The organism is Actinocorallia populi (assembly GCF_002995495.1).
GTDB lineage: Bacteria > Actinomycetota > Actinomycetes > Streptosporangiales > Streptosporangiaceae > Actinocorallia > Actinocorallia populi.
In genome coordinates this window covers 225,668-251,588 of record NZ_PVZV01000005.1, presented here as the reverse complement: position 1 = coordinate 251,588, position 25,921 = coordinate 225,668, and the positions used below count along the sequence as shown (strand labels likewise).

23 protein-coding genes are annotated in these 25,921 nt (G+C 70.4%); 14 read left to right on the top strand and 9 right to left on the bottom strand.

Annotated features, from left to right (window positions below; genetic code table 11):
- Positions 1–146 precede the first annotated feature (146 nt).
- The 7 genes from C2865_RS21230 to C2865_RS21200 all read left to right on the top strand — a co-directional run bounded on the left by C2865_RS21230 (position 147) and on the right by C2865_RS21200 (position 7,836).
- Positions 147–1,220 (top strand): ABC transporter substrate-binding protein, encoded by a 1,074-nt coding sequence (locus tag C2865_RS21230; protein WP_106400287.1) that lies wholly within the window; start codon positions 147–149, stop codon positions 1,218–1,220.
- Positions 1,221–1,288: 68 nt separating this feature from the next.
- Positions 1,289–2,083 carry an ATP-binding cassette domain-containing protein gene (locus C2865_RS21225; RefSeq protein ID WP_106400286.1) on the top strand — a complete coding sequence of 265 codons (795 nt, stop codon included), beginning with the start codon at positions 1,289–1,291 and terminating at the stop codon, positions 2,081–2,083.
- Positions 2,080–3,309 (top strand): sugar ABC transporter permease, encoded by a 1,230-nt coding sequence (locus C2865_RS21220; RefSeq protein WP_198653483.1) that lies wholly within the window; start codon positions 2,080–2,082, stop codon positions 3,307–3,309. Before C2865_RS21225 ends, C2865_RS21220 begins: the two co-directional genes overlap by 4 nt.
- 1 nt (position 3,310) lies before the next feature.
- The gene (locus tag C2865_RS21215; RefSeq protein WP_106400285.1) at positions 3,311–4,780 is read left to right on the top strand and encodes an FGGY-family carbohydrate kinase; all 1,470 of its coding nucleotides are present in this window, start codon (positions 3,311–3,313) and stop codon (positions 4,778–4,780) included.
- Complete coding sequence (locus tag C2865_RS21210) at positions 4,777–6,201, top strand: FGGY-family carbohydrate kinase (RefSeq protein WP_106400284.1); 1,425 nt, start codon at positions 4,777–4,779, stop codon at positions 6,199–6,201. The genes C2865_RS21215 and C2865_RS21210 overlap by 4 nt, the downstream gene beginning before the upstream one ends.
- On the top strand, positions 6,198–6,791 hold the full coding sequence (locus C2865_RS21205) for a histidine phosphatase family protein (RefSeq protein ID WP_106400283.1): 594 nt from the start codon (positions 6,198–6,200) through the stop codon (positions 6,789–6,791). Before C2865_RS21210 ends, C2865_RS21205 begins: the two co-directional genes overlap by 4 nt.
- Before the next feature lie 13 nt (positions 6,792–6,804).
- Positions 6,805–7,836: a 2-hydroxyacid dehydrogenase gene (locus tag C2865_RS21200; RefSeq protein WP_106400282.1), complete on the top strand. Its 1,032-nt coding sequence runs from the start codon at positions 6,805–6,807 to the stop codon at positions 7,834–7,836.
- 45 nt (positions 7,837–7,881) lie between these two features.
- On the opposite strand, the gene C2865_RS21195 is transcribed toward C2865_RS21200, so the two are convergent.
- The 5 genes from C2865_RS21195 to C2865_RS21175 form a co-directional block, all read right to left on the bottom strand.
- Positions 7,882–9,213, bottom strand: a complete 1,332-nt coding sequence (locus tag C2865_RS21195) for a cytochrome P450 (protein WP_198653482.1) — start codon at positions 9,211–9,213, stop codon at positions 7,882–7,884.
- Positions 9,210–9,413, bottom strand: coding sequence for a ferredoxin (locus C2865_RS21190; RefSeq protein WP_106400281.1), 204 nt, complete (start codon positions 9,411–9,413; stop codon positions 9,210–9,212). Before C2865_RS21190 ends, C2865_RS21195 begins: the two co-directional genes overlap by 4 nt.
- Positions 9,414–9,563: 150 nt before the next feature.
- Positions 9,564–10,229, bottom strand: a complete 666-nt coding sequence (locus tag C2865_RS21185) for a response regulator transcription factor (RefSeq protein WP_106400280.1) — start codon at positions 10,227–10,229, stop codon at positions 9,564–9,566.
- Complete coding sequence (locus C2865_RS21180) at positions 10,229–11,416, bottom strand: sensor histidine kinase (protein ID WP_157963842.1); 1,188 nt, start codon at positions 11,414–11,416, stop codon at positions 10,229–10,231. Before C2865_RS21180 ends, C2865_RS21185 begins: the two co-directional genes overlap by 1 nt.
- 154 nt (positions 11,417–11,570) lie before the next feature.
- A complete protein-coding gene (locus C2865_RS21175; RefSeq protein WP_106400278.1) occupies positions 11,571–12,014 on the bottom strand; it encodes a MarR family winged helix-turn-helix transcriptional regulator in 444 nt (147 codons plus the stop codon).
- Between the two features lie 146 nt (positions 12,015–12,160).
- Between C2865_RS21175 and C2865_RS21170 the strand changes: the two genes are divergently transcribed.
- Positions 12,161–13,372 carry an MFS transporter gene (locus C2865_RS21170; protein ID WP_106400277.1) on the top strand — a complete coding sequence of 404 codons (1,212 nt, stop codon included), beginning with the start codon at positions 12,161–12,163 and terminating at the stop codon, positions 13,370–13,372.
- A gap of 140 nt (positions 13,373–13,512) precedes the next feature.
- Here C2865_RS21170 and C2865_RS21165 read toward each other — a convergent pair whose 3' ends face one another.
- Positions 13,513–14,082: a hypothetical protein gene (locus C2865_RS21165; protein ID WP_106400276.1), complete on the bottom strand. Its 570-nt coding sequence runs from the start codon at positions 14,080–14,082 to the stop codon at positions 13,513–13,515.
- A gap of 647 nt (positions 14,083–14,729) precedes the next feature.
- Entirely contained in the window at positions 14,730–15,557 is an 828-nt protein-coding gene (locus C2865_RS21160) for a class I SAM-dependent methyltransferase (RefSeq protein ID WP_106400275.1), read from the bottom strand.
- Between the two features lie 73 nt (positions 15,558–15,630).
- Here C2865_RS21160 and C2865_RS21155 point away from each other — a divergent pair, with 73 nt between their 5' ends.
- Positions 15,631–16,233: a TetR/AcrR family transcriptional regulator gene (locus C2865_RS21155; protein WP_106400274.1), complete on the top strand. Its 603-nt coding sequence runs from the start codon at positions 15,631–15,633 to the stop codon at positions 16,231–16,233.
- Between the two features lie 592 nt (positions 16,234–16,825).
- Here C2865_RS21155 and C2865_RS40885 read toward each other — a convergent pair.
- Positions 16,826–18,358 carry a hypothetical protein gene (locus C2865_RS40885; RefSeq protein WP_232835742.1) on the bottom strand — a complete coding sequence of 511 codons (1,533 nt, stop codon included), beginning with the start codon at positions 18,356–18,358 and terminating at the stop codon, positions 16,826–16,828.
- Positions 18,355–19,221, bottom strand: a complete 867-nt coding sequence (locus C2865_RS21145) for an ATP-binding cassette domain-containing protein (protein ID WP_232835774.1) — start codon at positions 19,219–19,221, stop codon at positions 18,355–18,357. Before C2865_RS21145 ends, C2865_RS40885 begins: the two co-directional genes overlap by 4 nt.
- Positions 19,222–19,401: 180 nt before the next feature.
- On the opposite strand from C2865_RS21145, the gene C2865_RS21140 reads away from it, so the two are divergent.
- From C2865_RS21140 to C2865_RS21120, 5 genes are all read left to right on the top strand, one after another.
- Positions 19,402–20,430 carry a sensor histidine kinase gene (locus C2865_RS21140; protein WP_232835741.1) on the top strand — a complete coding sequence of 343 codons (1,029 nt, stop codon included), beginning with the start codon at positions 19,402–19,404 and terminating at the stop codon, positions 20,428–20,430.
- 1,469 nt (positions 20,431–21,899) lie between these two features.
- On the top strand, positions 21,900–23,192 hold the full coding sequence (locus C2865_RS21135; protein ID WP_198653481.1) for an aromatic ring-hydroxylating oxygenase subunit alpha: 1,293 nt from the start codon (positions 21,900–21,902) through the stop codon (positions 23,190–23,192).
- Between the two features lie 3 nt (positions 23,193–23,195).
- Positions 23,196–23,666, top strand: a complete 471-nt coding sequence (locus C2865_RS21130) for a hypothetical protein (RefSeq protein WP_106400272.1) — start codon at positions 23,196–23,198, stop codon at positions 23,664–23,666.
- An 11-nt stretch (positions 23,667–23,677) separates the two neighbouring features.
- On the top strand, positions 23,678–24,955 hold the full coding sequence (locus C2865_RS21125) for a cytochrome P450 (RefSeq protein WP_106400271.1): 1,278 nt from the start codon (positions 23,678–23,680) through the stop codon (positions 24,953–24,955).
- A gap of 3 nt (positions 24,956–24,958) precedes the next feature.
- Positions 24,959–25,714, top strand: coding sequence for an SDR family NAD(P)-dependent oxidoreductase (locus C2865_RS21120; protein WP_106400270.1), 756 nt, complete (start codon positions 24,959–24,961; stop codon positions 25,712–25,714).
- The last annotated feature ends 207 nt before the right edge of the window (positions 25,715–25,921 follow it).

The following is a 25,921-nucleotide window of genomic DNA, read 5'->3' as shown; positions in this document are numbered from 1 at the left end:
GCCATGCCTGAACACTTTTGCTGGACATTTGTTCCGGTCGGGCGCTACGGTGTCGGGCACCACGGGTCGACCCTCAGGCCCGTGCCACCCCGGAGCTGGTCCGTCGCGGGAAGCCCCGTCCGGCGCCAGTAAGTAAGGAAGTCATCGTGAAGAAAGTTCAGCTGCGGGCCGCCGCCCTCGCCGTCTCGGCGCTCGTCGCCGGCGCCGCCCTGACCGCCTGCTCCTCGGAGTCGGACTCCGGTTCGACCGGTGGCGGCGACGGCGCCAAGGTCGCCTTCCTGATGCCCGACCTCGCCTCCACCCGTTACGAGCTGCAGGACAAGCCGCTGTTCGAGGCGAAGATGAAGGAACTCTGCCCCGACTGCGAAGTGATCTACCAGAACGCCGACTCCGACGCCGCCAAGCAGCAGCAGCAGGCCAACTCGGCGCTCGCGCAGGGCGCGAAGGTCATCGTCCTGGACCCGGTGGACTCCGCCGCGGCCGCCAGCATCGTCAAGACCGCGCAGTCCCAGGACGCCGCCGTCATCGCCTACGACCGGCCCATCCCCGACGCGCCCGCCGACTACTACGTCTCCTTCGACAACGAGAAGATCGGCTCCCTCATCGGCGAGTCCCTGGTCGAGCACCTGAAGGCCGAGAAGGCCGAGGGCGGCATCCTCCAGGTCAACGGCTCCCCGACCGACGCCGCCGCCATGCTCATCAAGAAGGGCATCCACAGCGCGGTCGACGACAGCGGCTTCAAGCTGCTGGCCGAGTACGACACCCCCGACTGGGACCCGGCCAAGGCCCAGAACTGGGTGAGCGGCCAGATCGCGCAGTTCAAGGACGAGATCGCCGGCGTGGTCGCCGCCAACGACGGCACCGGCGGCGGCACGATCGCGGCGTTCAAGGCCGCGGGCGCCGACGTCCCGCCGGTCACCGGCAACGACGCCGAGATCGCCGCCGCGCAGCGGATCATCAACGGCGACCAGTACAACACCATCTCCAAGCCGATCAAGATCGTGGCCGAGGCCTCCGCGGTCGTCGCGCACGCCTTCGTCAAGGGCGAGACGCCCCAGGCCAAGACCACCCTGTACGACACGCCCTCCGAGCTGTTCGTCCCGACCGTCGTCACCCGGGAGAACGTCAAGGAGGTGCTCTTCGACAGCGGGATCATGAAGGCCGCCGACGTCTGCACCGCCGAGTACCAGAAGGCCTGCACCGAGCTCGGCATCAAGTAGCGCACGTGGCGCGCGCCGCCGTGCCCTGCGGCGCGCGCCTCCCCTTCACCCCGTCAAGGAGCCCTCCCATGACCGCGAAGAACGCGGAGCAGGCGCTGTCCCTGCGAGGAATCAACAAGTCCTTCGGCGCGGTGGCGGCGCTGACGGACATCGAGCTCGACGTCGCGGCCGGCGAGGTCGTCGCGGTGGTCGGGGACAACGGCGCCGGCAAGTCCACCCTGGTGAAGATCCTCTCGGGGGTCCACCCCGCGGACTCCGGCACGATCACCTTCGCCGGGCGGCAGGTGGAGATCAACTCGCCCAAGGACGCGCAGAAGCTGGGCATCGCCACCGTCTTCCAGGACCTGGCCCTGTGCGAGAACCTCAACGTCATCGAGAACCTCTTCCTCGGCCACGAGCTGCGCCCGCTGCGGCTGGACACCGTGGCGATGGAGACGCGCTCGTGGGAGCTGCTGCGCCAGCTCTCGGCCAAGATCCCGACCGTGCGGGTGCCGATCGCCTCCCTGTCGGGCGGCCAGCGCCAGACCGTCGCCATCGCCCGCTCCCTGCTGGGCGACCCCAAGATCATCATTCTGGACGAGCCGACCGCCGCCCTGGGCGTCGCGCAGACCGCCGAGGTGCTCAACCTCATCGAGCGGCTGCGCGAGAACGGCCTGGGCGTGATCATGATCAGCCACAACATGGCGGACGTGAAGGCGGTCGCCGACCGCGTGGCCGTGCTGCGGCTCGGCCGCAACAACGGGGTCTTCGCCGTGGACGAGGTCACCCCCGAGGACATCATCGCCGCCATCACCGGCGCGACCGACAACGTGGTCACGCAGCGGGCCGCCAAGCGGCAGAGCAAGGAGGGAACGCGCCCGTGAGCGTGAACACCGATCTTCTGGACGAGCGCCTCCAGGCGCGCGACGGGCTGCGCGGCGCGCTCGCCACCGTCGTGGACCGCGCCCGGCAGGGCGAGCTCGGCATGATCCCGGTGGTCGTGGGCCTGATCATCATCTGGACGGTGATGCAGGTCCTGAACCCCGTGTTCCTGTCCAGCGCCAACCTGGTCAACCTGACCATGGAGTCGGCCGCGGTCGGCATCATGGCGCTCGGCATCGTGTGCGTGCTGCTCGTCGGCGAGATCGACCTGTCGGTCGGCTCGGTGAGCGGCCTGTCGGCGGCGCTGCTGGCGGTGCTGTTCGTCGACCAGGGCCTGCCCGCGGCGGTCGCGGTGCTCGGCGCGATCGCGATGGGCGTCGGCGTCGGCTGGGTCTACGCGCAGGTGTTCAACCGCTTCGGGGTGCCGAGCTTCGTCATCTCCATGGGCGGCCTGCTGGGCCTGCTGGGCCTGCAGCTGTACGTGCTGGGCACCAAGGGCTCGATCAACCTGCCGTTCGACTCGGGCATCGTGCACTTCGCGCAGCTGGCCTTCGTGCCGGAGTGGCTGTCCTACGTGCTGGTCGCGGTCGCGGCCCTGTGGCTGTTCGCCAGCGGCTTCCTGCACGCCCGCGCCCGCACCGCCGCCGGCCTGTCGGCCAGCGGAGCCGGCTTCCTGGCCGCCCGCAGCGTCGCGCTGCTGGTGGTCCTGGGCGGCGCCGTGTGGTACCTCAACCAGGCCCGCGGCGTGGGCTGGATGTTCGTGCTCTTCCTGGTCCTGGTCCTGGTCATGAACTACCTGCTCACCCGTACCAAGTGGGGCAAGTCGGTTTACGCGGTGGGCGGCAACGTCGAGGCGGCACGGCGCGCGGGCATCAACGTCAGGCGCGTCTACACCTCGGTGTTCGTCGCGTGCAGCACCTTCGCGGCGGTCGGCGGCATCCTGATGGCCTCCCGGCTGGCCGCGGCCAACCAGAGCAGCGGCACCGGCGACATCAACCTCAACGCCATCGCCGCCGCCGTCATCGGCGGCGTCAGCCTCTTCGGCGGGCGGGGCAGCGCGTGGGGCGCGCTGCTGGGCATCATCGTCATCCAGTCGATCTCCAGCGGGCTCACCCTGCTCAGCCTCGACTCCTCCATCCGCTTCATGGTCACCGGCCTGGTCCTGCTGCTCGCGGTGATCATCGACTCGGCGGCGCGCAAGTCCCGCACCTCCGCGGGCAGGGGCTAGCGTGGGGGCGATCTGCGTCGACGCCGGCACCTCGGTGATCAAGGCGGTCGGCTACGACCGCCACGGCGCCGAGGCCGCCGTCGCCCGCAGCCGGGCCGAGGTCCGGCGGCCCGCCCCCGACCGCGCCGAGCAGGACATGCACGAGGTCTGGGCCGCCGTCGCGGCGACCGTGCGCGAGGCGCGCGAGGCCCTGGGGAGCGCCGAGACCGTCGACTTCGTGGCGGTCACCGCCCAGGGCGACGGCGCCTGGCTCATCGACGCCGCGGGTGAGCCGACCGGGCCCGCGATCCTGTGGAACGACGGCCGCGCCGCGCCCGTCGTCGACCGGTGGGCCGCGGCCGGGCTGCCGGAACGGGCGTTCCGCATCGGCGGCAACCCCACGTTCCCCGGCCTGCCGCACGCGGTCCTCACCTGGCTGCGCGAACACGAACCCTCGCGCCTCGAGAACGCCGCGGCATGCCTGACCTGCGGCGGGTGGGTGTTCTCCCGGCTCACCGGGCGGATCGCCGTCGACGCCTCGGACGCCTCCGCGCCGTTCCTCGACCTGCGGACGCGCCGGTACTCGCCGGAGCTGATCGCCATGTTCGGGATGGAATGGGCGGCGCCGCTGCTGCCCGAGCCGGTCGAGCACGACGGCCGCGTCGCCGCGCTGAGCGCGGAGGCCGCCGCGGCCCTCGGCCTCGCGGCGGGCACGCCCGTCGTGCTCGCGCCCTACGACATCGCCACGACCGCGTTCGGCGTCGGGGCGATCGAGCCGGGCCGGGCCTGCGGGATCCTCGGCACGACCCTGTGCACCGAGACGACGGTCGCCGAGCCTCCGCTGGACGGCGAGCCCGTCGGCGTCACGCTCGCGCTCGACACCGGCTACCTGCGGGCGTTCCCGACCCTCGCGGGCGCCGACGTCCTGCACTGGGCCTGCCGGACGCTCGGCGTCCCCGGGCCCGAGGCGCTCGCCGAGCTCGCCGCCCGGTCCGCGCCCGGCGCCGATGGGCTGACGTTCCTGCCGTACCTGTCGCCCGCCGGGGAGCGCGTCCCGTTCACCGACCCGGCCGCCCGCGGCACGATCGTCGGGCTGACCCTCAACCACGGCCCCGAGCACCTCGCCCGCGCCGTCTTCGAGGGGCTCTCCCTCGTCGTCCGCGACTGCCTGACCGCGATCGGCGGGCGGACCGACGACCTGCGCGTGTGCGGCGGGGGCGCCGCCAACGACTTCTGGGCCGGCCTCATCGCCGACGTGACGGGGCTGCCCGTGCACCGCTCGGCCGACCGGGAGGTCGGGGCGCGCGGCGCCCACTTCACCGGGCTCGTCGCCACCGGTGCCCATCCGAGCCTCGCCGGGGCGGCGCGCGCGCTCGTGCGGCTGCGCGACACCTTCGAACCCGACCCCGCGCTCGCCGGGGTCTACCACGACAAGTTCACCGGGTTCCGGGCGCTGCGCGCCGGTGTCCCGCCCTGGGGGAGGAACGCATGACGGTCTGGGTCGGTATCGACCTCGGGACACAGAGTGTCCGGGTGATGGCGGTCACCGACACCGGCGACGTCGTCGGCTCGGCGTCCCGCCCGCTCACCAGCCGCCGCGACGGCGACCGGCACGAGCAGGACCCCGCCGAATGGTGGGACGCCCTGGCCGCCGCCTGTTCTTCTGCGCTGCACGGGGTCGCGCAGAAGGACGTCGGCGGCGTCGCGGTGGACGCGACCTCCGGCACGGTCCTGCTCGTCGACGACGCCGGGAATCCGCGCTCCCCCGCGTTGATGTACGACGACCGGCGCGCGGCGGGCGAGCTCGCGCGGGTCAACGAGGTCGGCGGTGAGGTCTGGGCGCGGCTCGGCTACCGGGCGATGCAGCCGCCGTGGGCGCTGCCGAAGCTGCTGTGGCTGCTGCGCGAGCACCCTGAAGGCACCCGGCTGGCGCACCAGAACGACTTCGTCAACCGCAGGCTCGTCGGGCATGAGACCGCGACGGACCTCAGCAACGCGTTGAAGACCGGCGTCGACCTCATCGAGGAGGAGTGGCCGTTCGACGTCATGGCGGCGCTGGGCGTCCCCGCCTCGGTGCTGCCCCGCGTCGTGCGCCCCGGCTCCGTGCTCGGGACGGTCTGCGCGGCGGCGTCCGAGGCGACCGGCCTGCCCGAGGGCACCCCGGTGATCGCCGGGACGACCGACGGGTGCGCCGCGCAGCTCGGAGCCGGAGCCACCGCTCCCGGCAGCTGGAACAGCGTGCTGGGCACCACCCTCGTCCTCAAGGGCGTCACCCCCGACCTGGTGCACGACCCCCTCGGCGTCGTGTACTCCCACCGCGCGCCCGACGGCGGGTGGCTGCCGGGCGGCGCCTCCAGCACCGGTGCGGGCGTGCTCGCCCGCGACCTTCCCGGCCGCGACCTGGACGCCCTCGCCGCCGAGGCCGAAAGCCGTACCGGCCTGGACGCCGTGACCTACCCCCTGGTCTCCCCCGGGGAGCGGTTCCCGTTCAACGCGCCCGACGCGCGCGGGTTCACCCTCGGCACGGTCGACGACGACGTGTCCCGCTACGTCGCCGCGCTGCGCGGCGCCGCCTTCATCGAAAGACTGTGCTTCGACTACCTGGACCTGCTCGGCGCCCCCGTCGACGGTGAGATCATCCTGACGGGCGGGGCGACCCGCAGCGGCTACTGGAACCGGATGCGCGCCGACGTCCTCGGCCGCCCCGTGACGCTGCGGGAGAACGCCGAGCCCGCCCTCGGCATGGCGCTGCTCGCCCAGGGGCTCACCGCGCGGATGGCCCGCACCCGCGAGGTGATCGAGCCGCGCCCCGCCGATCCGGCCCTCTACCTGCGGTTCGTGGACGAACTGGCCGCGCGCGGCTGGCTGCCCGGACACGTCGCCGCGCACGCACACGAAAGAAGCACACGATGACCGATCTCGTCCTGGTCCGGCACGGCCAGACCGTCTGGCACGCCGAGAACCGCTACGCCGGCGTCAGCGACATCGCGCTGACCGACGAGGGGACGCGGCAGGCCGAACGCCTCGCCGTCTGGGCCAAGAGCGCCGACCTCGACGCGGTGTGGTGCTCCACGCTGAGCCGCGCCCGCATCACCGCGGAGGCCAGCGCGCAGGCCGCGGGTGTCGGCCTGCGGGTGGACGCGCGGCTGCGCGAACTGGACTTCGGCCGCGGCGAGGGGCTCACCAAGGCCGAGATGCAGGAGCGCTTCCCCGCCGAGCGCGCCGCCTTCGAGGCCGACCCCGCGGCGAACCCGCTGCCCGGCGGCGAGGACCCGCACGCGGCGGCCGAACGGTTCGCGTCCTGCCTGTCCGAGATCGAGGGCGGCCGGGTCCTGGTCGTCGCGCACACCACCGCGATCCGGCTGACGTTGTGCCGGCTGCTGGGCATCCCGCTCGGCGAGTACCGGCGGCGGCTGCCCCGCCTGGACAACTGCGCCCTCACCGAGATCCGCCTGCGCGAAGGACGCGCGGCACTCCTGCAGTACAACTCTCCCACCCAGTGACGGAGTTCTTCCCTTGACCATCCGGATTCTCACCGCAGGCGACCATTTCGTACTGAACAGCCTCTTCCTCGACGCGTTGCGCCGGGAGGTCCCCGTGGACTTCGAGGCCAGGGAGCTGACGCTGCCGTGGCCGGTGACGCCGTTCGGCCGGGTCGGGGAGGTCGACGAGGCCTCCGACGTCGAGGACGAGCTGATCGAGGCGCTCGACGGCGTGGACGTCTGCGTCACCCAGATGGCGCCGCTGACCAAGAGGGTGCTGGCCGCCTCGCCCCGGCTGAAGCTCTTCGGGGTGAGCCGCGGCGGCCCGGTGAACGCCAACCTGGAGGCCGCCACCGAGGCGGGCGTCGCGGTGACGTTCGCGCCCGGCCGCAACGCCGTCGCGACCGCCGAGCACACCCTGGCGATGATCCTGGCCGCGACCCGCCGCATCCCCCAGACCCACGGCGACCTCGCCGGCGGCGTCTGGCGCGGCGACTACTACCGCTACGAGAACGTCGGCCCCGAACTGGCCGGGAGCACCGTCGGCCTCGTCGGCTACGGCGCCATCGGCCGCCGCGTCGCCGTCATGCTCCGCGGCTTCGGCGCGAACGTCCTGGTCCACGACCCCTACCTGGAGTCCTTCGCCTCCCCCGACATCGAGCTCGTCGGCCTGCCCGAGCTCCTGGAACGTTCCCGCTTCCTGTCCCTGCACGCCCGCGCCACCGCCGACAACCGCAGCATGATCGGCCGGGCCGAACTCGCCGCGATGCCCGCCGGCTCCGTCGTCGTCAACTGCGCCCGCGGCTCCCTCCTCGACTACGACGCCCTGTGCGACGCCCTCGACTCCGGCCACCTCTTCGGCGCCGCCACCGACGTCTTCCCCGAGGAACCCATCCCCGCGGGCTCCCGCCTCCTGACCACCCCGAACCTCATCATGACCCCCCACCTCGCCGGCGCCTCCAAGGAGACCGCCGCCAACGCCGCCACCATCGTCGCCGCCGACGTCGCCCGCCACCTCCGCGGCGAAAGGCCCCTCCACCTGGCCAACCCCACCGTCCTGCCCTGAGCTCCGGCGATCCCCGGCAGGCACCCCTGCCGGGGATCGCCGGGGTCACGGCTTCGTCCCCCGCCTGGTGACCGGGTCGGCGAGCCGCTGCTCGTCGCAGGTCCTCTGGAGGCTTTCGAGGGTCTCGTCGAGGCCCGGGCCCAGGCGGGGGCCCGGGGTGAAGGTCGCCGGGAGGAAGCGCATGCCGTTGATGACGCCGACCGTCTCGTAGTGCACGGTGCCCTCGGGCTCGCACACGTAGTCGGGCATGCGGTCGAGCACCTGGACGATCATGCGCTTGAACACCGTGCGGGCGACGTTCGAGCCGATGCAGCGGTGGACGCCCAGGCCGAAGCCGGTGTGCCGGTTGCCCTCGCGGGCCAGGTCGATCTCGTCGGGGTCGGGGAACACCGACGGGTCGCGGTTGGCCATCGCCCAGGAGAGCCACAGGCGCTCGCCCTCCTCGAAGCGGGTCCCGACGACCTCGCAGTCGGCGGAGAAGGTGCGGCCGCCGCCCACCACCGGCGTGTAGTAGCGCACGAACTCCTCGGTCGCGGAGTCCAGCAGGGTGTCGCGCTCGCGGCTGAGGCGCTCGCGCTCCGCCGGGTTCTCCCCCAGCCATTCGATCGCGTGCGCGGTCAGCGCCGTCGTCGTGTCGAAGCCGCCGCCGATGAGCAGGTGCAGCGAGCCCAGGAGGTCCTCGTCGGACGGCCTCTCGCCGTCGATCTCCAGGTTGAGGAGCGCGTTGACCAGGCCCGGGCGGGGGTTCGCCTTGATCTCCGCGAGCTGCCCGGCGAGGTCCCTCCTCATCTCCTCGTGCAGCCGGCCGACCCGCGCGAGGTCGGGCGAGTTCGGCGGCGTGTAGATCACGGCGTGCGCCGGTTCGTTGTAGATGTCCCAGTTCCGCAGCGGGATGCCCATCATGGCCATCGTGAGGACGGCGGGGACGATGTTGGCGAGGTCCTCGACGAAGTCGATGCGGCCTTCCTCGATCTTCTCGTCGATGCAGGCCCGCACGACGTCGTCGACCACCGGGATCCAGCGGGCGACCGCGGCCGGGGACAGGTACGGGTTGAGCGCCTGGCGGTAGTGGCGCTGCTCCGGCGGGTCCATCTCCAGGAAGCCGCCCTTGCCCGCCCGGGTGGGGGCGGGAATGGAGATGCCCTGGTAACCGCGCCGCTCGCCCGTCACGTCATGGTCGTTGGAGATGACGCCGGCGGAGCGGGCCGCGAGTTCGAAGACCTCCCGGTTGCCGGCGGCCACCCAGTGGCCGCCGTGGGTGTCCGACCAGGCGATCGGGCACCTTTCCTGCATTTCCCGGGTGACCTCCTCGAAGTCGTGGCGGTACTGCGGGGTGTGCCGGTCGAAGTGGTAGCGGTTCTTCTTGCGGTCGCTCACGGTGCGTCCTTTCCTACGGAGATCGCGCGTTCCGGGCAGGACCGGGCGGCCTCGCGCACCTCCGCCTCCCTGCCCGCCGGCACGTTCTCGTCGACGGGCGAGGCGTGGCCGTCGACGTCGTCGAGTTCGAACACCTGCGGGGCGACCATCGCGCAGAGCGTGTGCCCCTGGCAGCGCCCCTGGTCAACGCGCACTTTCACGGCTTTCCTCTTTCCGGCCGGTCCGTTCTCCCGCCCGGGATCCCCGGGCGGGCGCGTGTCGTGGACATGCACCGATCGTGACCGGAGCCGCGCGTCCGGTCGTCCCCCGCCGGGAGACACCTCGCCTGCGCCGCGGGGCGTACGCCGGGCTCAGGCCGTCCAGCCGGGCCGCACCAGCCCGGACTCGTAGGCGGACACGACGAGCTGGACGCGGTCCCGCGCCCCCATCTTGATCATGATGCGGCTCACGTGGGTCTTGGCGGTGGCGGGGCTGACCAGCAGCCGTCCCGCGATCTCCTCGTTGGTCAGCCCCTCGCCGACCAGCGCCAGCACCTCCGTCTCGCGCCCGGTGAGCACGTCCAGGGCGGGCAGGCCGCGGGGCTCCTTGGCGCGGGCGGCGAACTCGCCGATGAGGCGGCGGGTCACCCCCGGGGACAGGAGCGCGTCGCCTCCGGCGACGACGCGCAGCGCCCGGATCAGCTCGACCGGTTCGGTGTCCTTCACCAGGAAGCCGCTGGCCCCGCCGCGCAGCGCGTCGAAGACGTACTCGTCGAGCTCGAACGTCGTCAGGATGATGACCCTGACACCCGCCAGACCGGGCCTGCCGGAGATCAGCCGGGTGGCCTCCAGCCCGTCCAGGACGGGCATGCGGATGTCCATCAGCACGATGTCGGGCCGCAGCCTCTCGGCCAGCTCGACCGCGGCGCGGCCGTCATCGGCCTCCCCCACCACCTCGATGCCCTCCTGGGCGTCCAGCAGGGAGCGGAATCCTGCGCGTACCAGCGCCTGGTCGTCGGCGACCACCACCCGGATCATCAGGAGCCCCCGGCCAGCGGCAACCGTGCCCGGACCCGGAAACCGCCGCCGGTCCGCGGCCCGGCCTGGAACTCGCCGTCCAGCGCCACGGCCCGCTCCCGCATCCCCGGGATGCCGCTCCCCCCGCCGTCCGGGGGCGGCGGTTCGGTCCCGTCGTCGTCGACCCGCACCGTCACCGCGGCCTCCTCGTACTCCAGGACGATCCGGACCGACAGCCGCCCGGACGCGGGCGGACGGGCGTGACGGGTGATGTTGGTCAGCGACTCCTGGATGATGCGGAACACCGCGAGGTCCGTCCCCGCAGGCAGGTCCCGGACCGGGCCGGTCCGCTCCAGGGCCACCTGCATTCCCGCGGCGCGGGCCGCCTCCACCAGGCCGTCCAGCCGGGCCAGGCCCGCCGTGGGAACGGTCGGGGGCTGCTCGCCCTGGCGGAGCACGCCGATGACCGACCGCATCTCCATCAGCGCCTCCTTGCTGGCCGCCTTGATCGCGGTGAGGGCGGTCCTGGCCTGCTCGGGATCGTCGTCCATGAGGTGCAGCGCCACCCCCGCCCGCACGTTGATCATCGAGATGTTGTGTGCCAGCACGTCGTGGAGCTCGCGCGCGATCCGCAACCGCTCCTCACCTGCGACCCGCCGCTGCTGCTCCCGCGCGATCCGCCCGGCCTCGGCCGCCCGCTCGGCCCGGTTGCGCGCCAGTTCCGCCGCCGCCGGGACGAGGAACGCCCACGCCACCACTCCCCCGTCCAGCGACAGCTCGGGACGCCGGATCAGCACCAGACCCGAGTCGGGCAGCAGGAAGGAGGCCGCCACATAACAGCAGACCACCCCGATGACCGCCAGCCAGGCGGCCCGGCGGTGCCCGCCGGTCATCGCCGCCAAGACGGCCGCGATCAGCGCGAGGAAGAACGGCCCCACGGGATAACCGCACAGGTGGTACAGGAGCGTGGCCGCCGCGACGGCCACCAGCACCCCCACAGGCCACCGGCGGCGGCCCATGAGCACGAGCGGCCCCAGCACCAGCAGCCCGTACCCGAGCACGTCCAGAGCCCGGGGCGCGGGCGCGAAGTACGGGGCGATGACGTGCACGCCGGCTATCTGGCAGAACAGGATCACCGGCGGCGCGGCCCAGACGGGAAGCTCACTCGGCCTCGGCCACCGCGCGGGGACGTCAGTGATGGGCGCCACAGCGCTCACCGTAACCGGACCGGGCAGAGGTGTCATGGGCCCACGGAGAGTACCCGCCCCTACTCCCGCGGGCGTACGTTCCTCGCCGGGAAACCCCTCGGAAATCTCGAAGACGGCGGACTCCGCCTCGCCGCGGCAAAGGCAGCGGACCCCGTCAGGAGTCCGCTCCCTCCACGGCTTGGACCAGGTGCTTGAGCCGAGGGTCGCGGGCTGCTTCGTCCAGGGCCTCGCGCAGTGCCGTGTCATGGGTGGGACGGGCCCGCCGGAGGAGGGAGAGGCCGGCGTCGGAGACGTTGGTGTAGATGCCGCGACGGTCGGTGGGGCACAGGTAGCGGGACAGCAGGCCGCGGTCCTCGAGCCGGGTGACCAGGCGGGTCGTGGCGCTCTGGCTGAGGACGACGGCGTCGGCGACCTGCTTCATCTGCAGGTGCCCGCCCTCTCCGTCGTGCTGGTGGCTGAGGACGTCGAGCAGGGTGTACTCGCGGACGCTCAGGTCGTGCCCGGCCTGCAGCGCGCGTTCGAGGTGGGCCTCGATCCGGCCGTGCAGGAGGGACAGGGCGCACCAGCCTTGGGCGAGCGCGGGGGTCGTGGCGGTCACGGTGCCTCCTCCGTTGTCGGGCTGCGATCGGTGTGGGCGGGCGATGGCAAATCCAATATACGACATACCGCGCTTGCGCTTATAACGCGTCTGCAAGTATTGTTGGCGCCTGTAAAAGCTCTATGCAATCAAATGGAGGGCGCCCCATGCCTCTCGCGCTCCTGGCCCTGACCATCGGGGCCTTCGGAATCGGCACCACCGAATTCGTGATCATGGGCGTGCTGCCCCAGGTCGCCGGCGACTTCGGCGTCTCGATCCCCACCGCCGGCCGGCTCGTCACCGGTTACGCCCTGGGCGTCGTGCTCGGTGCCCCCCTACTCACGATCCTGGGGACGAAGGTGCCCCGGAAGAAGATGCTCGTACTCCTCATGGGCCTGTTCACCGTCGGCAACGCGCTCTCCTCCGTGGCGCCCGGCTTCGAGGTGATGCTGACCGGGCGGGTCATCGCCTCGCTCGCGCACGGTGCGTTCTTCGGCATCGGTTCCGTGGTCGCGGCCGATCTGGTCGCGCCGCAGAAGAAGGCGTCGGCGATCTCGCTGATGTTCATGGGCTTGACGGTGGCGAACATCGTCGGTGTCCCAGGGGGCACGTACATCGGCCACGCGTTCGGCTGGCGTGCCACCTTCGCCCTCGTGGCCGCCCTCGGCGTCGTCGGGCTCCTCGGTGTGATGAAGCTGGTGCCGGACGCTGGGCGGCCTCCGGCCTCGGAGAACGTGCGCGCGGAGCTCGCCGCGTTCAAGAACGTGCAGGTGTGGCTCGCGATGGCGATGACAGTGTTCGGTTACGGCGGCGTCTTCGCGGCCATCACTTACATCTCGCCGATGATGACCGAGGTCGCCGGCTACTCCGAGGCCGCCGTCACCTGGCTGCTCGTCCTCTTCGGAATCGGCATGTTCCTGGGCAACCTGCTCGGCGGAAAGTTCGCCGACCGGGCGTTGATGCCCCTGCTGTCCGCCTCGCTGGGCGCCCTGGCCCTGGTGCTGCTGGTCTTCACCGCCACCGCTCACGACAAGGTGTTCGCAGCGATCACCCTGACCCTGATCGGCGCCCTCGGGTTCGCGACCGTGCCGCCGCTGCAGAAGCGGGTCCTGGACCAGGCGTCCGCGGCCCCGACCCTGGCCTCGGCCGCCAACATCGGCGCCTTCAACCTCGGCAACGCGCTCGCCGCCTGGCTCGGCGGCCTCGTCATCGCCGGCGGCCTCGGTTACACCTCCCCGAACTGGGTCGGCGCCCTCCTGTCCGGCACCGCCCTGCTCCTGGCCCTCCTCTCCGCGTACCTCGACAAGCGCACCCGCACCCTCCGAAGGACCCCGGCGCCCTCCGCCCCGACCCGGACACCGGCTCCCAGCACGCTGTGAACCGTCAGCCGCGGAAACCGAACGGGCCGAAGCCGAGCGCTGGTGCTGCCATCCCACCGACCGGTTTCGCCGCCGGTCCCTTGAGGGCCGCTGCAGCCCGGGTTCACGCAGATCTCACCGGTGGCCGGACGGCGCTGTGCTTACGCAAAGGGCGTGGGGGCTTTGATGTTCAGGAGGCGCCGAAGCGGTCGGGGTGGCGGCCGAGAGAGCGGATGAAGGCGGGCGAGGGCATCTTCTTCCGGTCGGGGACGGCCTGCCCCTCGGGCTTCGCGCCGCGCGGGGCCGAAGGCACCGGCCCAACACCGGCCCTGGTGATGTACCTGCCGGTGACCGGCCGGACGTTCTTCCAGCGCACTTCCGTCGAATGACCGCTGGACGACGAAGCCATGGACATCCGGGCCCTGCTCGAGGAAGGACTCGAACGCGACACCCACATTGCCGACCGCGTTGTATCCCATCCGCAGGTGGAGGAACCCGACCTCGATCTCCTTCCGCGCGACCAGCCTGGACCCGTCCCCCGACCAGGTCACCCGCGCCGTGAGATGGCCGCCGAACCTGTCGGCCTCCGTGACCAGGCAGCCGCCCTGCGCGTCCGTCTTCGCAGTGGTGCCGAACCTGACGGCACCGTCGTCCTCGACAAGGTCGACCTTCAGCACCTGGCCGGGCAGAGGATCGCCATCCGCGCCCTTCAGACTCCCGCCGAGCGTCACCGACGGCTCCCCGTAAGGACCGCGAGAACCGGCGGGAAGCCGGGGAGGCGACACCTCCGAAGTCAGCGTGGCGGCGGGAGCACGCCTGGCCTGTTCCGCCTGCGCAGGACCGACCGCAAGCAAACCGGACAGCACCGCTACAAAAGCACCCGAAGCAACGAGCCGCCGCGGCAAAGAACTCAACAGGACCCTCAACTACGAAGATCCGGAGAGATAGGGACGAGCCCACCGCAAAACCAGCCTGCATGCACATGGTTCACCGCTAAAGTCTGGAATCTGCCACCACATCATGTGCTGAGCTCATGACCGGTCCGCTGCATCGTCCGGCAGGCTTAACGCCTACGAAGACCCCCCTGAAGGGCGACATCGAGAGCGAGCCTTCCCCCGCACCGGATCCGCGCCCAGGCATCGACCAGAACCGCTACCACCGGACCAGCGCGCAGGCGGCTGTCAGCGTGGGCGATCGGTGCGCGTGCCCGCCGCGGCTCACCTCACCGGTGAAGCCCGCCGGCCCTGATGGAGGTGCGAGCGCCTTCGGGTCTCCGGCATCCCTCGAATGAGCTTCGCCCAGGTCGACGGCCACGATGTCCGCGCTGAAGGAGAAAGCTCACGTCCGGGGTCGTGCTTGAGCCGTGGCCATCGGGAGGTCAGGAGGTGCCGGCGCGTACGGCGGTCACGGCCAGGGTGGTGTAGTCCATCGTGAAGCGCCCGCCCAGGGAGTCGATGGCGCTCCCGACCGCGTCCAGTATCCCGGCCAGCTGATCGGGGCGTAGTCGGGTGAGGCCGCCGGTGGTGGGAAGCAGGTCCAGCCATTGATCGCGTGTGTAGGACTGCTTCCAGTCGAATCGCCACTGCTCGGGATCGTCGAACTGTCCGGTCTCGCGGATCTGGTCGGCGAACTTCGCGTATCCCGCCCGATAGAGGTCGAGTGGGCGTCGGGCCGGTTGGCCGCCGAGCGGGGAGTCGGGCGCCGCCCGCCGGTAGGCGGCGGCGAACGGTTCGGCCACCTCGGCAGGCGGCTCGTACACATGCCCGAAGACCGCCAGCCGTCCCCCTGGACGCAGCACACGTGCCGCCTTCACGGCACCGGTGACCGGTTCCACCCAGTGCCACGACTGAGCGGCGATGACCGTGTCGAACGTCCGGCCGGCCGACTGCCAGGCTTCGAAGGTCGCCACCTCGACCTGCAGGCCATGGGATCGCGCGAAGTCCGCCATCCGCACATCGGGCTCGACGCCGAGCACGGTGCAGCCGGCGGCCTGGAACTGGCGGGCCGCGATGCCGGTACCGCAGCCGACGTCGAGCACGTCGGCCCCGGGGCTTCCGGCGACGATCCGCGCCACCAGCTCATCGGGATAGCCGGGCCGGGCCTGGTCGTAGCGTTGCGCGTTCACGCCGAACGACTCGGCCATCCCTCGGGCCTTCTGCGGCTCCGCCGGGGACGGTTCTGGCTGCTCCTGCGCTATTGTGGGCATGCGCCCACCTTAGTGGGCGCATGCCCACTAAGGCAACGGGTGCCGGCGGGGCGACGCATGAGAGGAGCTGCGAGTGCCGACTGGCGTGCACCTTCGCGATGCGCGGCGACAGCTGTTCGAAGCCGCCGAGCGCGTGCTCCTGCGGGACGGGCCGAACGGGCTGACCAGCCGGGCCGTCACCGACGAGGCGGGCTGCGCCAAAGGCGTCCTGCACCGGCACTTCCCCGACTTCGACGCCTTCCTCACCGAACTGGTGCTCGACCGGGCCGCACAACTCGAGACGCAGGCGAGTGCGCTGCGCGCCTCCGCCGGCACCGGCACGGTGGCCGGCAACCTCACCAGCGCCCTGACCACCCTGTTCGGGCCGATCCCGGTGGCGATCATCCCGCTCATCACCTTCCGGGACGAGCTGCGCGCACGGCTGCGGCAGGCCATGCCCGGAGGCGGCATCGCGATCCTCGCCCAGGCCACGACCGCGATCTCCGCCTATCTGGCCGACGAGCGCGAACTGGGCCGTATCGCGGCCGACGCCGACATCGACTCGCTCACCCTCTCCCTGGTCGGCGGCGGGCACCTCCTCTTCGCGGACCGCGACCCCGGCCCGCCGACCACGGCATCCGTCGACAAGTTCGTGACATCGGTCATCGCCGAGGCCGTGCGACGCCGGCCTGCCTAGCGCAGGATCGAGATGCCGGCCGGGAAGATGTCGACCCCGATGTGGTCCCTCGCTCCGCTCGGGGCCGTGCCCATCGGGGGCCGAGCCCCCACCTCGGCAAGGGGCTCCGCCCCCTGCACCCCCGGGCCGTCAAGAACGAACAAGGCCACACCTTCAAGGATCCAAGACACCCGCCAGTTCCACCGCGTCGATCACCCGCCCATTTCAGCCGGAAACCACCTCACTCCTCTGACAGCGGCCTGAAATCAGCGGCCACCGCCTCCAGCACCTCGTAGATCTGCACCGCGGCCCCGGACACGTCATCACGCAGAGCCGGCGGCCCGCCCCCGCAGATCCGAAACCACGAAGCCCTCCTTCAGGTCGGTATCGTCGAGTGGGCCCGCACCCACCTGGGCCGAGGCGACACCGTCATCGCCGTCGGCCGAGACCCTGACAAGGTCGCCCTGCCCGGAGCCCGTTCCATCCCCGCCGACCTGAGCCCGGTCAGCGCCCGTTCCTCGTCCGCCGCATCACCACGCATCGCGATCATCGGACTACCAGCAGTGCGCGCACCGCACAGCGAAACCCGATGGCCTCGACGACGAACAGGGCCTTAGGCGTCGCGCATGCGTATCAGCAGGCCGCCGGCCATGAGCGCGGCGGCGGCCCATCCGGCGGTGACGCCGAGACCGGCCCAGGGGCTGAGGGGCAGGTCGCGGAGGTCGGCGGTGGTCTGGACGGCGAGGCCGGCGCTCATCGGGCTCATCTGCTGGAGCAAACGCTGCCAGTCCGGATCCCCGATCACCTGGGAGAAGAGCGGGGGAAGGTAGAGCAGGCCCAGGATGACCCCGATGCCGGTCGCGGAGTCCCGCACGATGGCGGCGATGCCGAGGCTGAACAGGGCGATCAGGATCAGGTAGAGGATCGACCCGGCGGTCGCGCGTAGCGTGGGGCCGTCGGTCAGGGACAGGGCCGGGTGGCCGAGGGCGGTGGTGAAGCCGTGGCGGGGCAGGATGAGCCGCCCGGCCAGCAGCGACCCGAGAACCGCGATGGTTCCGGCCGCGGTGACGACGCCGGCGAGAACGATGGCCTTGGCCGCGAGGACGGTGGCCCGATGCGGCATCGCTGTCAGGGTGGTGCGGATCAGGCCCGAGCCGTACTCGCCGCTGATGACCAGCACGGCCAGGATGGCGACCAGCGCCTGGCCGAGCTGGACGCCGATGAGACTGAGCTTGGTCATGTCACCGCCGCAGCCGGCGGACGTGCACGTCACCACCGAAACCGCCCCGGCGCTCAGGGCCACCGTCACCGCGATCATGCCGAGCAGCAGCCACAGGGGGCCGGCGACGGTCCGTATCTTCGTCCATTCCGCGTGCAGAGCCGGTCTCATGCGTCCCACCTGGTCGCCCGTCCAATCGCCGCCGACCCGGTGACCCTGGACACGAAGGTCTTCGAAGACGGCCGTGGACACGCTGACGCGCGTGCCGTGGCCGTGCACGGAAGGTGGAGACGCGACGAACAGCCCGCCTTGCGCGGTCGGTCCGAGCCCCCTCACGTGAACGGCGCCCACCTTGGTCCAGCGTGCGCCGTCGGCGGAGGCATAGCCGGTGATCGTGTCGTCCGAGCGGTCCAGCCGCAGCCAGCGAACAGACGCGGCGGAGACGGGGCCGGGGAGGCCGGCCGTGTCGTTGACGTAGTCGTCCTGCATCCGCACGCCGTGGCTGCCGGTGACCATGATCGCCGCATAGGGCGATCCCTGGCGGGTGCTCTGCTTGATGATGATCCCGGCCTTCGCCCACGGCACGGTGCCGGGCCGCAGGTCCGCGGGACCCGCGGGGACGCTGCTCCTGAGTGCGGAAACGGAGACGGTGATGCTGCCGTTTCCGGCCAGCGGCCGGTGCATGAAGTAGAAGCTGTCGGTGACCGGTTCACCGCCCGGTCCGATCGGAACGGATGGTGAACCCTTCTGATCGCTGCTGGTCCCGGCGAGCAGGGCGACCAGCACCACCATCAGTGCTGCGGCCACCATTCCGAACGCCCAGCCCCGGACGGTTCGGAACTTGGTCCACTCCGCGTGCAGCAACTGGAGGAAGCCGTACCGCTCGGCCCGTTGGCCAGGTCGGTACGGCGTCGTGGCGGGGGTCACCGTGATACCTCCGTGGGCATCGCGGCACGGAACTCGACCGCCTCGCGGGTGAGTTCCAGGTAGACGTCCTCAAGGGTGGCGCGGTGCGCCGATACCTCGGAGAACGGCACCCCGCTCTTGCCGAGCAGCGTGACGATCCGATCCGCGGGCAGTCCGGAGACGGTGATGGTGTCGTGGCCGGTGGCCGCCGCGGTCGCGCCGGCATGCGCGAGCACCCTCATCGCGTGCGTACCGGCAGTGGTCCGCAAGGCCACCCGGCCCCTGGAGGCGGCCGCGATCAGGTCGGTCACGCCGGCGTCGGCGATGGCCTTGCCGCGCCCGGCCACGACGAGGTGATCGGCGGTGTCCTGCACCTCGCTCATCAGGTGGCTGGACACCAGGACGGCGCGGCCCTGAGCGGCCAGCGACCGCAGGAAGCCGCGCATCCAGATGATCCCGTCGGGGTCCATGCCGTTGAAAGGCTCATCGAGCATGATGACCGGCGGGTCCCCGAGCAGGGCCGCAGCGATCCCGAGCCGCTGACGCATGCCGAGCGAGTAGCCGCCGGTCCTGCGCCGGGCCGCCGAGGTCAGGCCGACCTGCTCGATCACCCGGTCCACCCGGCGCGCGGCCAGGCCTTGTGAATGCGCCAGCCAGAGCAGGTGGTCACGAGCGCTCCGGCCGGGGTGCAGCGCCGCCGCGTCCAGCAGTGAGCCGACGTGGCTCAGCGGACGGCGGAGGCTGTGGTACGGCTTCCCGCCGATGAGCGCGGTGCCCTCATCGACCGCGTCCAGGCCCAGGATCACCCGCATCGTGGTGGACTTCCCTGCCCCGTTCGGTCCCACGAAGCCGGTCACCACACCCGGACGGACGGTGAAGGACATGCCGTCGAGGGCCGGAGTGGCCCCATACCGCTTGCGCAGTCCGGCGACGGCGATCCCCGGGGCGCTCACCGCGGCGCTCTCACGGTTCGAAATGCATTCATGCCGACGGTTGTACGCGGCACCCGGTTTCAGCCGGGTCGCAGCGACTGCGACCCGGCTGAAACCGGGGATCTGGCATCGTTGAAGGCATGGCATCTCGACCCGGCGACCGGTTCGGCCGCCCCGCCCGCACGACGACCGGCGGTGACCGGTGGTGAGGGTCCTCGTCGTCGAGGACTTCGAGGTCCTCGCCCGCTCCATAGATCCCTGCGGGCCATCACCACCACCGCCAAGGCCATCTCCGCCGGAAACCTGCACCAACGCCTCGACCTCGGCGAACCCGCCGACGAGCTGACCGAACTGGGCTACATCCTCGACGACCTGTTCACCCGTCTCGAAGCTTCCTTCGACTCCCACCGGCACTTCGTCGCCAACGCCTCCCACGAGCTGCGCACCCCCCTGGCCGGCCTGAGGACCCTCCTCGAAGTCACCCTCGCCGACACCGACGCCGACACCGACACCCTGCGCTCGGCCTGCCAGGAGGCTCTCGCTCTCGGCGGACACCAGGAACGGCTCGTCCAAGCGCTACTCGCCCTGGCCACCAGCGAACGCGGCCTCACCCGCAGGGACACCCTCGACCTCGCCCAGGTCGCCGCAGGAGTGCTCGCCGCCCGCCGCGACCGAGCAAGGCGGAAAGGCATCGACCTCACTGAACGCCTCACTCCCGCGCTGACGGCCGGGGATCCGAGACTGATCGAAAGCCTCATCGCCAACCTCGTCGACAACGCCATCCGCCACAACCACCCGGACGGGCACGTGGAGATCACCACTCAGGCCTCCGGCACACATACGATCCTCACGGTCGTCAACAGCGGGCCGGCCATCCTCGACGACCAGGTCCAGCGCCTCTTCCAGCCCTTCCAAAGACTGACGCCCGACCGTCACAGCCGCCACGACGGCCACGGTCTCGGCCTCGCCATCGTCAACGCCGTATCCCGAGCCCACCACGCCGTCCTCACCGCCGACGCACGCCGCGAAGGGGGCCTGGCCATCACCGTGCGGTTCGCACACCCATCTCAGCCGACCCCCGACATCAGAGGGACGACTACGCAGAACCCGCGACCTGAACGCATATCCATATCGAGGGATCGCCACGTGGTCGATCCCTGAACCGCCCCGGCTGCGGGCGACCTACCGTCGCAACGACGGGGTCCGCCACCTGCTCAGCGCCCTGGGCCTGGCCACCGGCAAGCTCTACCACCGCATCCGGCACCGGAAACGATGGAGCGAGTTCCCGTCCTTCCTCAAGCCCCTGCGTGAGCGCCAGCCCGGCAAACGCCTGCATGCGGTCCTGGACGACTACCCACCCCACAAGCGCCCCCAGAGCAGGACACGGGCGGTGGCCAACATGGACCGGTCACCCGGCCAACGTTGCGTAACGCGCCACCAGTGCGTGTGCGTCCACCGTTATGAACCCTCACACACGTCACGATCGGCCCTGAATCGATGCGTGATCACCAGCTGACGGCGGAGCGGACCGCCGGCGAACGTGCAGCCATTTGGCTGCAATCCGGTTGGGGGTACTTTGCCAAACCTTGAGCTAATCAAGATCACAAATTGAAGGTCTTGATTGGCTCTTTGTTTTCTCACGAGAGGCCAGGTCCGGACTTCATCAAAAGCCGGACAGCTCTCGCGCCGGCTTCAAACGGGATCGATGGGCAGGCCCAACAGTCGAAGATGACACCCGGACGAGTACGGACTCTTCGCGTCCCATGCTCCATCTTGCGGTTCACCCCACCGGTGAAGCCCGCTGCCTCTGCGCAAGCGCAAGCCCCTTCGAGCCTCCGGCATCCCGCGGATGAACTTCACCCAGGTTGGCAGCCACGATGCCCGGCTACGGGGAGAACCTCGGCCGACGGGACGGGCAGGGCGTGTGCAGATGGCCGCCTCGCCCCTCGGACGCTACGGCGACACCGAACCCTCCGGGCCACGCCTCGCCCGCGAACCGCATCGGAACGGTGTGCACGGCCTTCGACACCGAGTCCGCCACCTCTCGTCACAGCACTTCCCATGCCTCAGGGCCGGGCACCCGACGCCACGTCGCGGAGCGCACGATCAGACCGCCCCACCGGTTCCGACGTCCGCGCACCCGCCGGCGTGCCCGCGACGACGACCACGAGACCCTCCGCTTCCGGCCGCGGCACCGCTGACGCCGCGGCGCCCCTCCACAACCCCGGGGCGAGGGTTCCCAGCTCACACGGGAGAGTGCAGCCTTCAATCCGGTAGGAGGATTCTCGTCTCTACATAAGGCTATTGACACACCCTTGATGTGCCCTTCATGATACTAATCAATCAAGCGATCAATTACCTCTCCATCCCGATCTTTGAAACACGGGAGCGCCCGGCCAGCCAGGCCTCTCATCCACTTCTTCACCTGCGACGCAGGGGTTCTCTGCCCGCCCAAACGGCGAGGATCCAAGAAGTGCGCCCTGCAGAAAAACCATGCCTTTTATCGGCACATTTTCACGTCAGCCCTGCCATAAACGAGGAGGACGAGTTCCATGTCATCAGCCAGACCGGGTGAATGGGTCGGTGAAACGGGATTGGGTCTGGCGGACATCCCGTCCGGCAGGTACCGCATGCAGATTCCGACCGACCGCTACACGTCGCGGGAGTTCGCGGAGAAGGAGCGGGACCTGATCTGGATGCGGACCTGGCAGGTTGCCGGCCGCGTCGACGAACTGCCCGAGGTCGGCGACTGGAAGGAGTACCGGCTCTTCGACCAGTCGTATGTCATCGTCCGGGGGAAGGACCGCGAGATCCGCGGGTTCGCCAACGCCTGCAGGCACCGCGGCAACCCGCTGTGCACGGGCAAGGGGAACTCCAAGCGCGGGTTCCTGTGCCGGTACCACCTGTGGTCGTACGACCTCGACGGGAGACTGCGGGGCATCCTCAGGGAGAAGGTCCTCGACCCGATCGACAAGGACGAGAACTCGCTCCTCCCAGTGCGGGTCGAGTGCTTCGCCGGGTTCGTCTTCCTCAACCCGGACCCGGACGCGGCGCCGCTCGTCGACTTCCTGGGCGACGAGATACCGAAGCTCCTGGCCCCCTACCGTCTCGACGAGATGGTCACGGTGCTGGACGTCCGGGAGAGCCTGGACTGCAACTGGAAGGTCGTCGTCGACGCGTTCTCGGAGGGCTACCACATCTCGGGCATCCATCCGGAGCTCCTCAAGGTGATCGACATCGATCCGTCCAAGAGCCGACACCTCTTCCTCGGCGACCACAGCGTGTCCGTCGCCCCGTTCGAGGTGGCGAACGTGTCCGTCTTCGGCCCGGAGGACCAGGTCGAGGGCATCAGGGAGCTGCCCGGGACCTTCCCCACGGTGGCCACGGTGCTGCCCCGTTTCGAGGAGCTCGTCTCCGCCCACCGCGACGAGGACGGGAAGCTCGACTTCCCTGAGGGCGTGACCGCTCGCACGCTGCTGCAGCGGGCCACGCGTGACACCTTGACCGGGATGGGGCTGGACGTCAGCGGGCTGACCGACGCCCAGATGAGCGACAACCACGGCTGGGTGCTCTTTCCGAACTTCTTCATGACGATCCGCGCGGGCGAGGCCACGGTCATCCTGGCCTTGCCGGACCCCGGCGGCGACCCCGGAAGGTGCGTCTGGCACATCAGCAGCTACATGTGGCTGCCTCCGGAGCACCGGGAGGCGTTCCGGGCGGAGCTGACCGAGGTCGAGGAGCCGGGAAGCTTCCCGTACTTCCTCGCCCTCCAGCAGGACTACGAGCAGATGCCGCGACAGCAGCGGGGACTGCGCAACAAGCGGCTCGAACACATGACGCTGGTGAAAGAGGAGATCGTCATCGCCCACTACCACTCGGTCGTGGACGGGTACCTCTCCGTCGGCGCGAACGGCGAGGTGTGATCCATGGGGATGCGTGAGCTCAGCGAGGTGGTCGGGGAGCACACCGGCCTCTCCCGCAAGGTGCTGGAATACGGCCTGACGACCAAACACCTGGTGGACAGAGCCAAGAACCCCGGCTTCTCCGCCGCGGACTGGGCGCCTCTGGCCGAACTGGTCGCGGTCGAGGAGTTCGAGCGCGTCGGCAACTTCAAAGAGGTCATGAACTGGGCGGAGTACGTCGAGTTCCTCACCGGCTGGGCGACCTCCGCTGAATGGGAATGCTCTTTCAAGCGGATCACCGAGAGGCCTGGCCTGGTCTTCCTCGAGCTCGAGGAGCGCAGCGAGGTCGGAGACTACAAGAGCGTCGTCAATTCGGTCTCGGTCTACGAGTTCGACGAAGCCGGCAAGATCCGGCACATCGACGTCTACCTGCAGATGGCGCTGCCCGAGAACGACATGCTCAAGAGCTACGAGGGCGTCCGGATATCCGAGTGAGTGGAGACCAGATGACCGACATCGATTCCGTGGACTTCTTCACGGACAGCGCGCTCCTGCACGCCCCGTACGCCTACCTCGCCGCACTGCGCGAGCAGTGCCCGGTCCGCAGGGAGCCCCATCACGGCGTGGTGATGATCACCGGATACGAGGAGGCCATCGCTGTCTACAACGACACCGAGCGGTTCTCCTCGTGCACCTCCGTCACCGGCCCGTTCCCCGGCTTCCCCGTCCCGCTCGAGGGCGACGACATCTCCGAACTGATCGCCGCGCACCGCGACGAGCTGCCGATGAACGACCAGCTGCCGACGATGGACCCCCCGGACCACACCGCCCACCGGGGCCTCCTGTCACAGATGATCACGCCGAAGCGTCTGAAGGAGAACGAGGAGTCCATGTGGCGGCTGGCCGACGGCCAGCTCGACAGGGCGCTGACCGGCGACCGCTGCGAGTTCAACGGCGAGTTCGCGTCCCCGTTCGCGATGCTCGTCATCGCCGACCTCCTCGGCGTCCCGGAGTCCGACCACACCGAGTTCCGGGAGGCGCTGCTGAGCGGGAGCGTGCTCGGCAGCAGCAAGAAGGGCGACACGCTGGCGCATTCGCCCCTGAAATACCTCTACGGCAAGTTCACCGAGTACATCGAGGACCGCCGCCGCGAGCCTCGCGACGACGTCCTGACCGGTGTCGCCTCGGCGACCTTCCCGGACGGGAGCGTCCCGGAGGTGATCGACGCGGTGCGCGTCGCGGCCAACCTGTTCGCCGCCGGCCAGGAGACCACGGTCCGCCTGCTCAGCACCGCGGTGATGCTGATGGCAGAGGACCCCGCTCTGCAGGCGAGGCTGCGCGCCGACCGCTCCCTGCTCCCCAATTTCATCGAGGAGACCCTGCGGTACGAGAGTCCGATCCGGGGCGACTTCCGCCTGTCCAAGGTCCCGGTCTCCGTCGGCGGCGTGGACCTGCCCGCGGGCACCACAATGATGCTGCTGAACGCGGCGGCCAACCGAGACGCGCGCAGATTCCCCGACCCCGACGTCTTCGACATCGAGCGCAAGAACGCGCGGAGCCATGTCGCGTTCGGCCGCGGAGTCCACAGCTGCCCGGGAGCCCCCCTGGCCCGCGCGGAGGCAGGGATCGGCCTCCGGCGGCTCCTCGACCGCACCTCCGACATCCGGATCGACGAGGAGCGGCACGGCCCCCCGGGAGACCGGCGCTACCGGTACATCCCGACGTTCATCCTCCGCGGTCTCACCGAACTGCACATCAGATTCGACCCGGCCGGAAAGAGCTGAGCCATGCCTTTCGAGGGGACCACCGCGATCGTCACCGGCGGAGCGTCCGGCATCGGGCTCGCGATCACCGAGGCGCTCGCCGCACGCGGCGTCAAGGTCGCCGTCTTCGACGTCCAGGCCGAGCTGCTCGACGCCGAGGTCGCCCGGCTGCGCAAGACGGGCGCCACCGTCAACGGCTATGCAGTCGACGTCTCCGACCGTTTCCTGGTCGAGGCCGCCGTGGAATGGGTGCGAACCGACTTCGGCCCAGTGCTGATCCTGGTCAACAACGCCGGCATCGTGCAGTTCGGCAAGTTCTCCGAGATCACCGACGAGCTGTGGGAACGGGTCATGGCGGTCAACCTGCGGGGTCCGTTCCTCTGCACCCAGACGGTGCTGCCCGATATGAAGGCCGCCGGGTGGGGCCGGATCATCAACATCTCGTCCTCCAGCGCGCAGGGCGGCGAAGCGTACATGTCGGCCTACGTCAGCTCGAAGACGGGGCTGATCGGGCTCACCAAGAGCCTGGCGCTCGAACTCGGCCCCAAGGGGATCACCGTCAACACGATCCCGCCCAGCATGGTGGTGACCCCGATGCTCGAGAAGTCGGTCGCCGAAGGCAGTTTCTACGACTCGCTCGAGCATTTCATCAGCATCACCCCGGTACGCCGTGCCGGTCGCCCCGAGGACATCGCCAACGCCGCGGTCTTCCTGTGCGAGGACTCGTCGTCGTACATCACCGGCCAGGTCCTCGGTGTCAACGGCGGCCGTAAGACCTGAGCGTCAGGCCCCTGTGCCAGTTTCGCGTAGTCGAACAGGGTCCCCCGGATGAGAAGCCTCAACGCGCGTCCGGTGGCCTGGTAGACCTCCGGCGGCGTCGTGGCGGTGTGCTCGCACAGGCCCAGCATGATGGTGTGGATGGCGTTCGAGGCGCTCTCGACGTCGACTTCCGGCCCCAGGGCCCCCTCCTGCCGGGCCTGCTCCATG

Excerpts from the sequence above, each read along its gene's own strand:
- C2865_RS21225 (WP_106400286.1), top strand. The coding sequence starts at position 1,289 with ATGACCGCGAAGAACGCGGAGCAGGCGCTGTCCCTGCGAGGAATCAAC.
- C2865_RS21210 (WP_106400284.1), top strand. The coding sequence starts at position 4,777 with ATGACGGTCTGGGTCGGTATCGACCTCGGGACACAGAGTGTCCGGGTG.
- C2865_RS21205 (WP_106400283.1), top strand. The coding sequence starts at position 6,198 with ATGACCGATCTCGTCCTGGTCCGGCACGGCCAGACCGTCTGGCACGCC.
- C2865_RS21185 (WP_106400280.1), bottom strand. The coding sequence starts at position 10,229 with ATGATCCGGGTGGTGGTCGCCGACGACCAGGCGCTGGTACGCGCAGGA.
- C2865_RS21170 (WP_106400277.1), top strand. The coding sequence starts at position 12,161 with ATGCCTCTCGCGCTCCTGGCCCTGACCATCGGGGCCTTCGGAATCGGC.
- C2865_RS21160 (WP_106400275.1), bottom strand. The coding sequence starts at position 15,557 with ATGCCCACAATAGCGCAGGAGCAGCCAGAACCGTCCCCGGCGGAGCCG.
- C2865_RS21145 (WP_232835774.1), bottom strand. The coding sequence starts at position 19,221 with ATGTCCTTCACCGTCCGTCCGGGTGTGGTGACCGGCTTCGTGGGACCG.
- C2865_RS21135 (WP_198653481.1), top strand. The coding sequence starts at position 21,900 with ATGCAGATTCCGACCGACCGCTACACGTCGCGGGAGTTCGCGGAGAAG.
- C2865_RS21130 (WP_106400272.1), top strand. The coding sequence starts at position 23,196 with ATGGGGATGCGTGAGCTCAGCGAGGTGGTCGGGGAGCACACCGGCCTC.
- C2865_RS21125 (WP_106400271.1), top strand. The coding sequence starts at position 23,678 with ATGACCGACATCGATTCCGTGGACTTCTTCACGGACAGCGCGCTCCTG.
- C2865_RS21120 (WP_106400270.1), top strand. The coding sequence starts at position 24,959 with ATGCCTTTCGAGGGGACCACCGCGATCGTCACCGGCGGAGCGTCCGGC.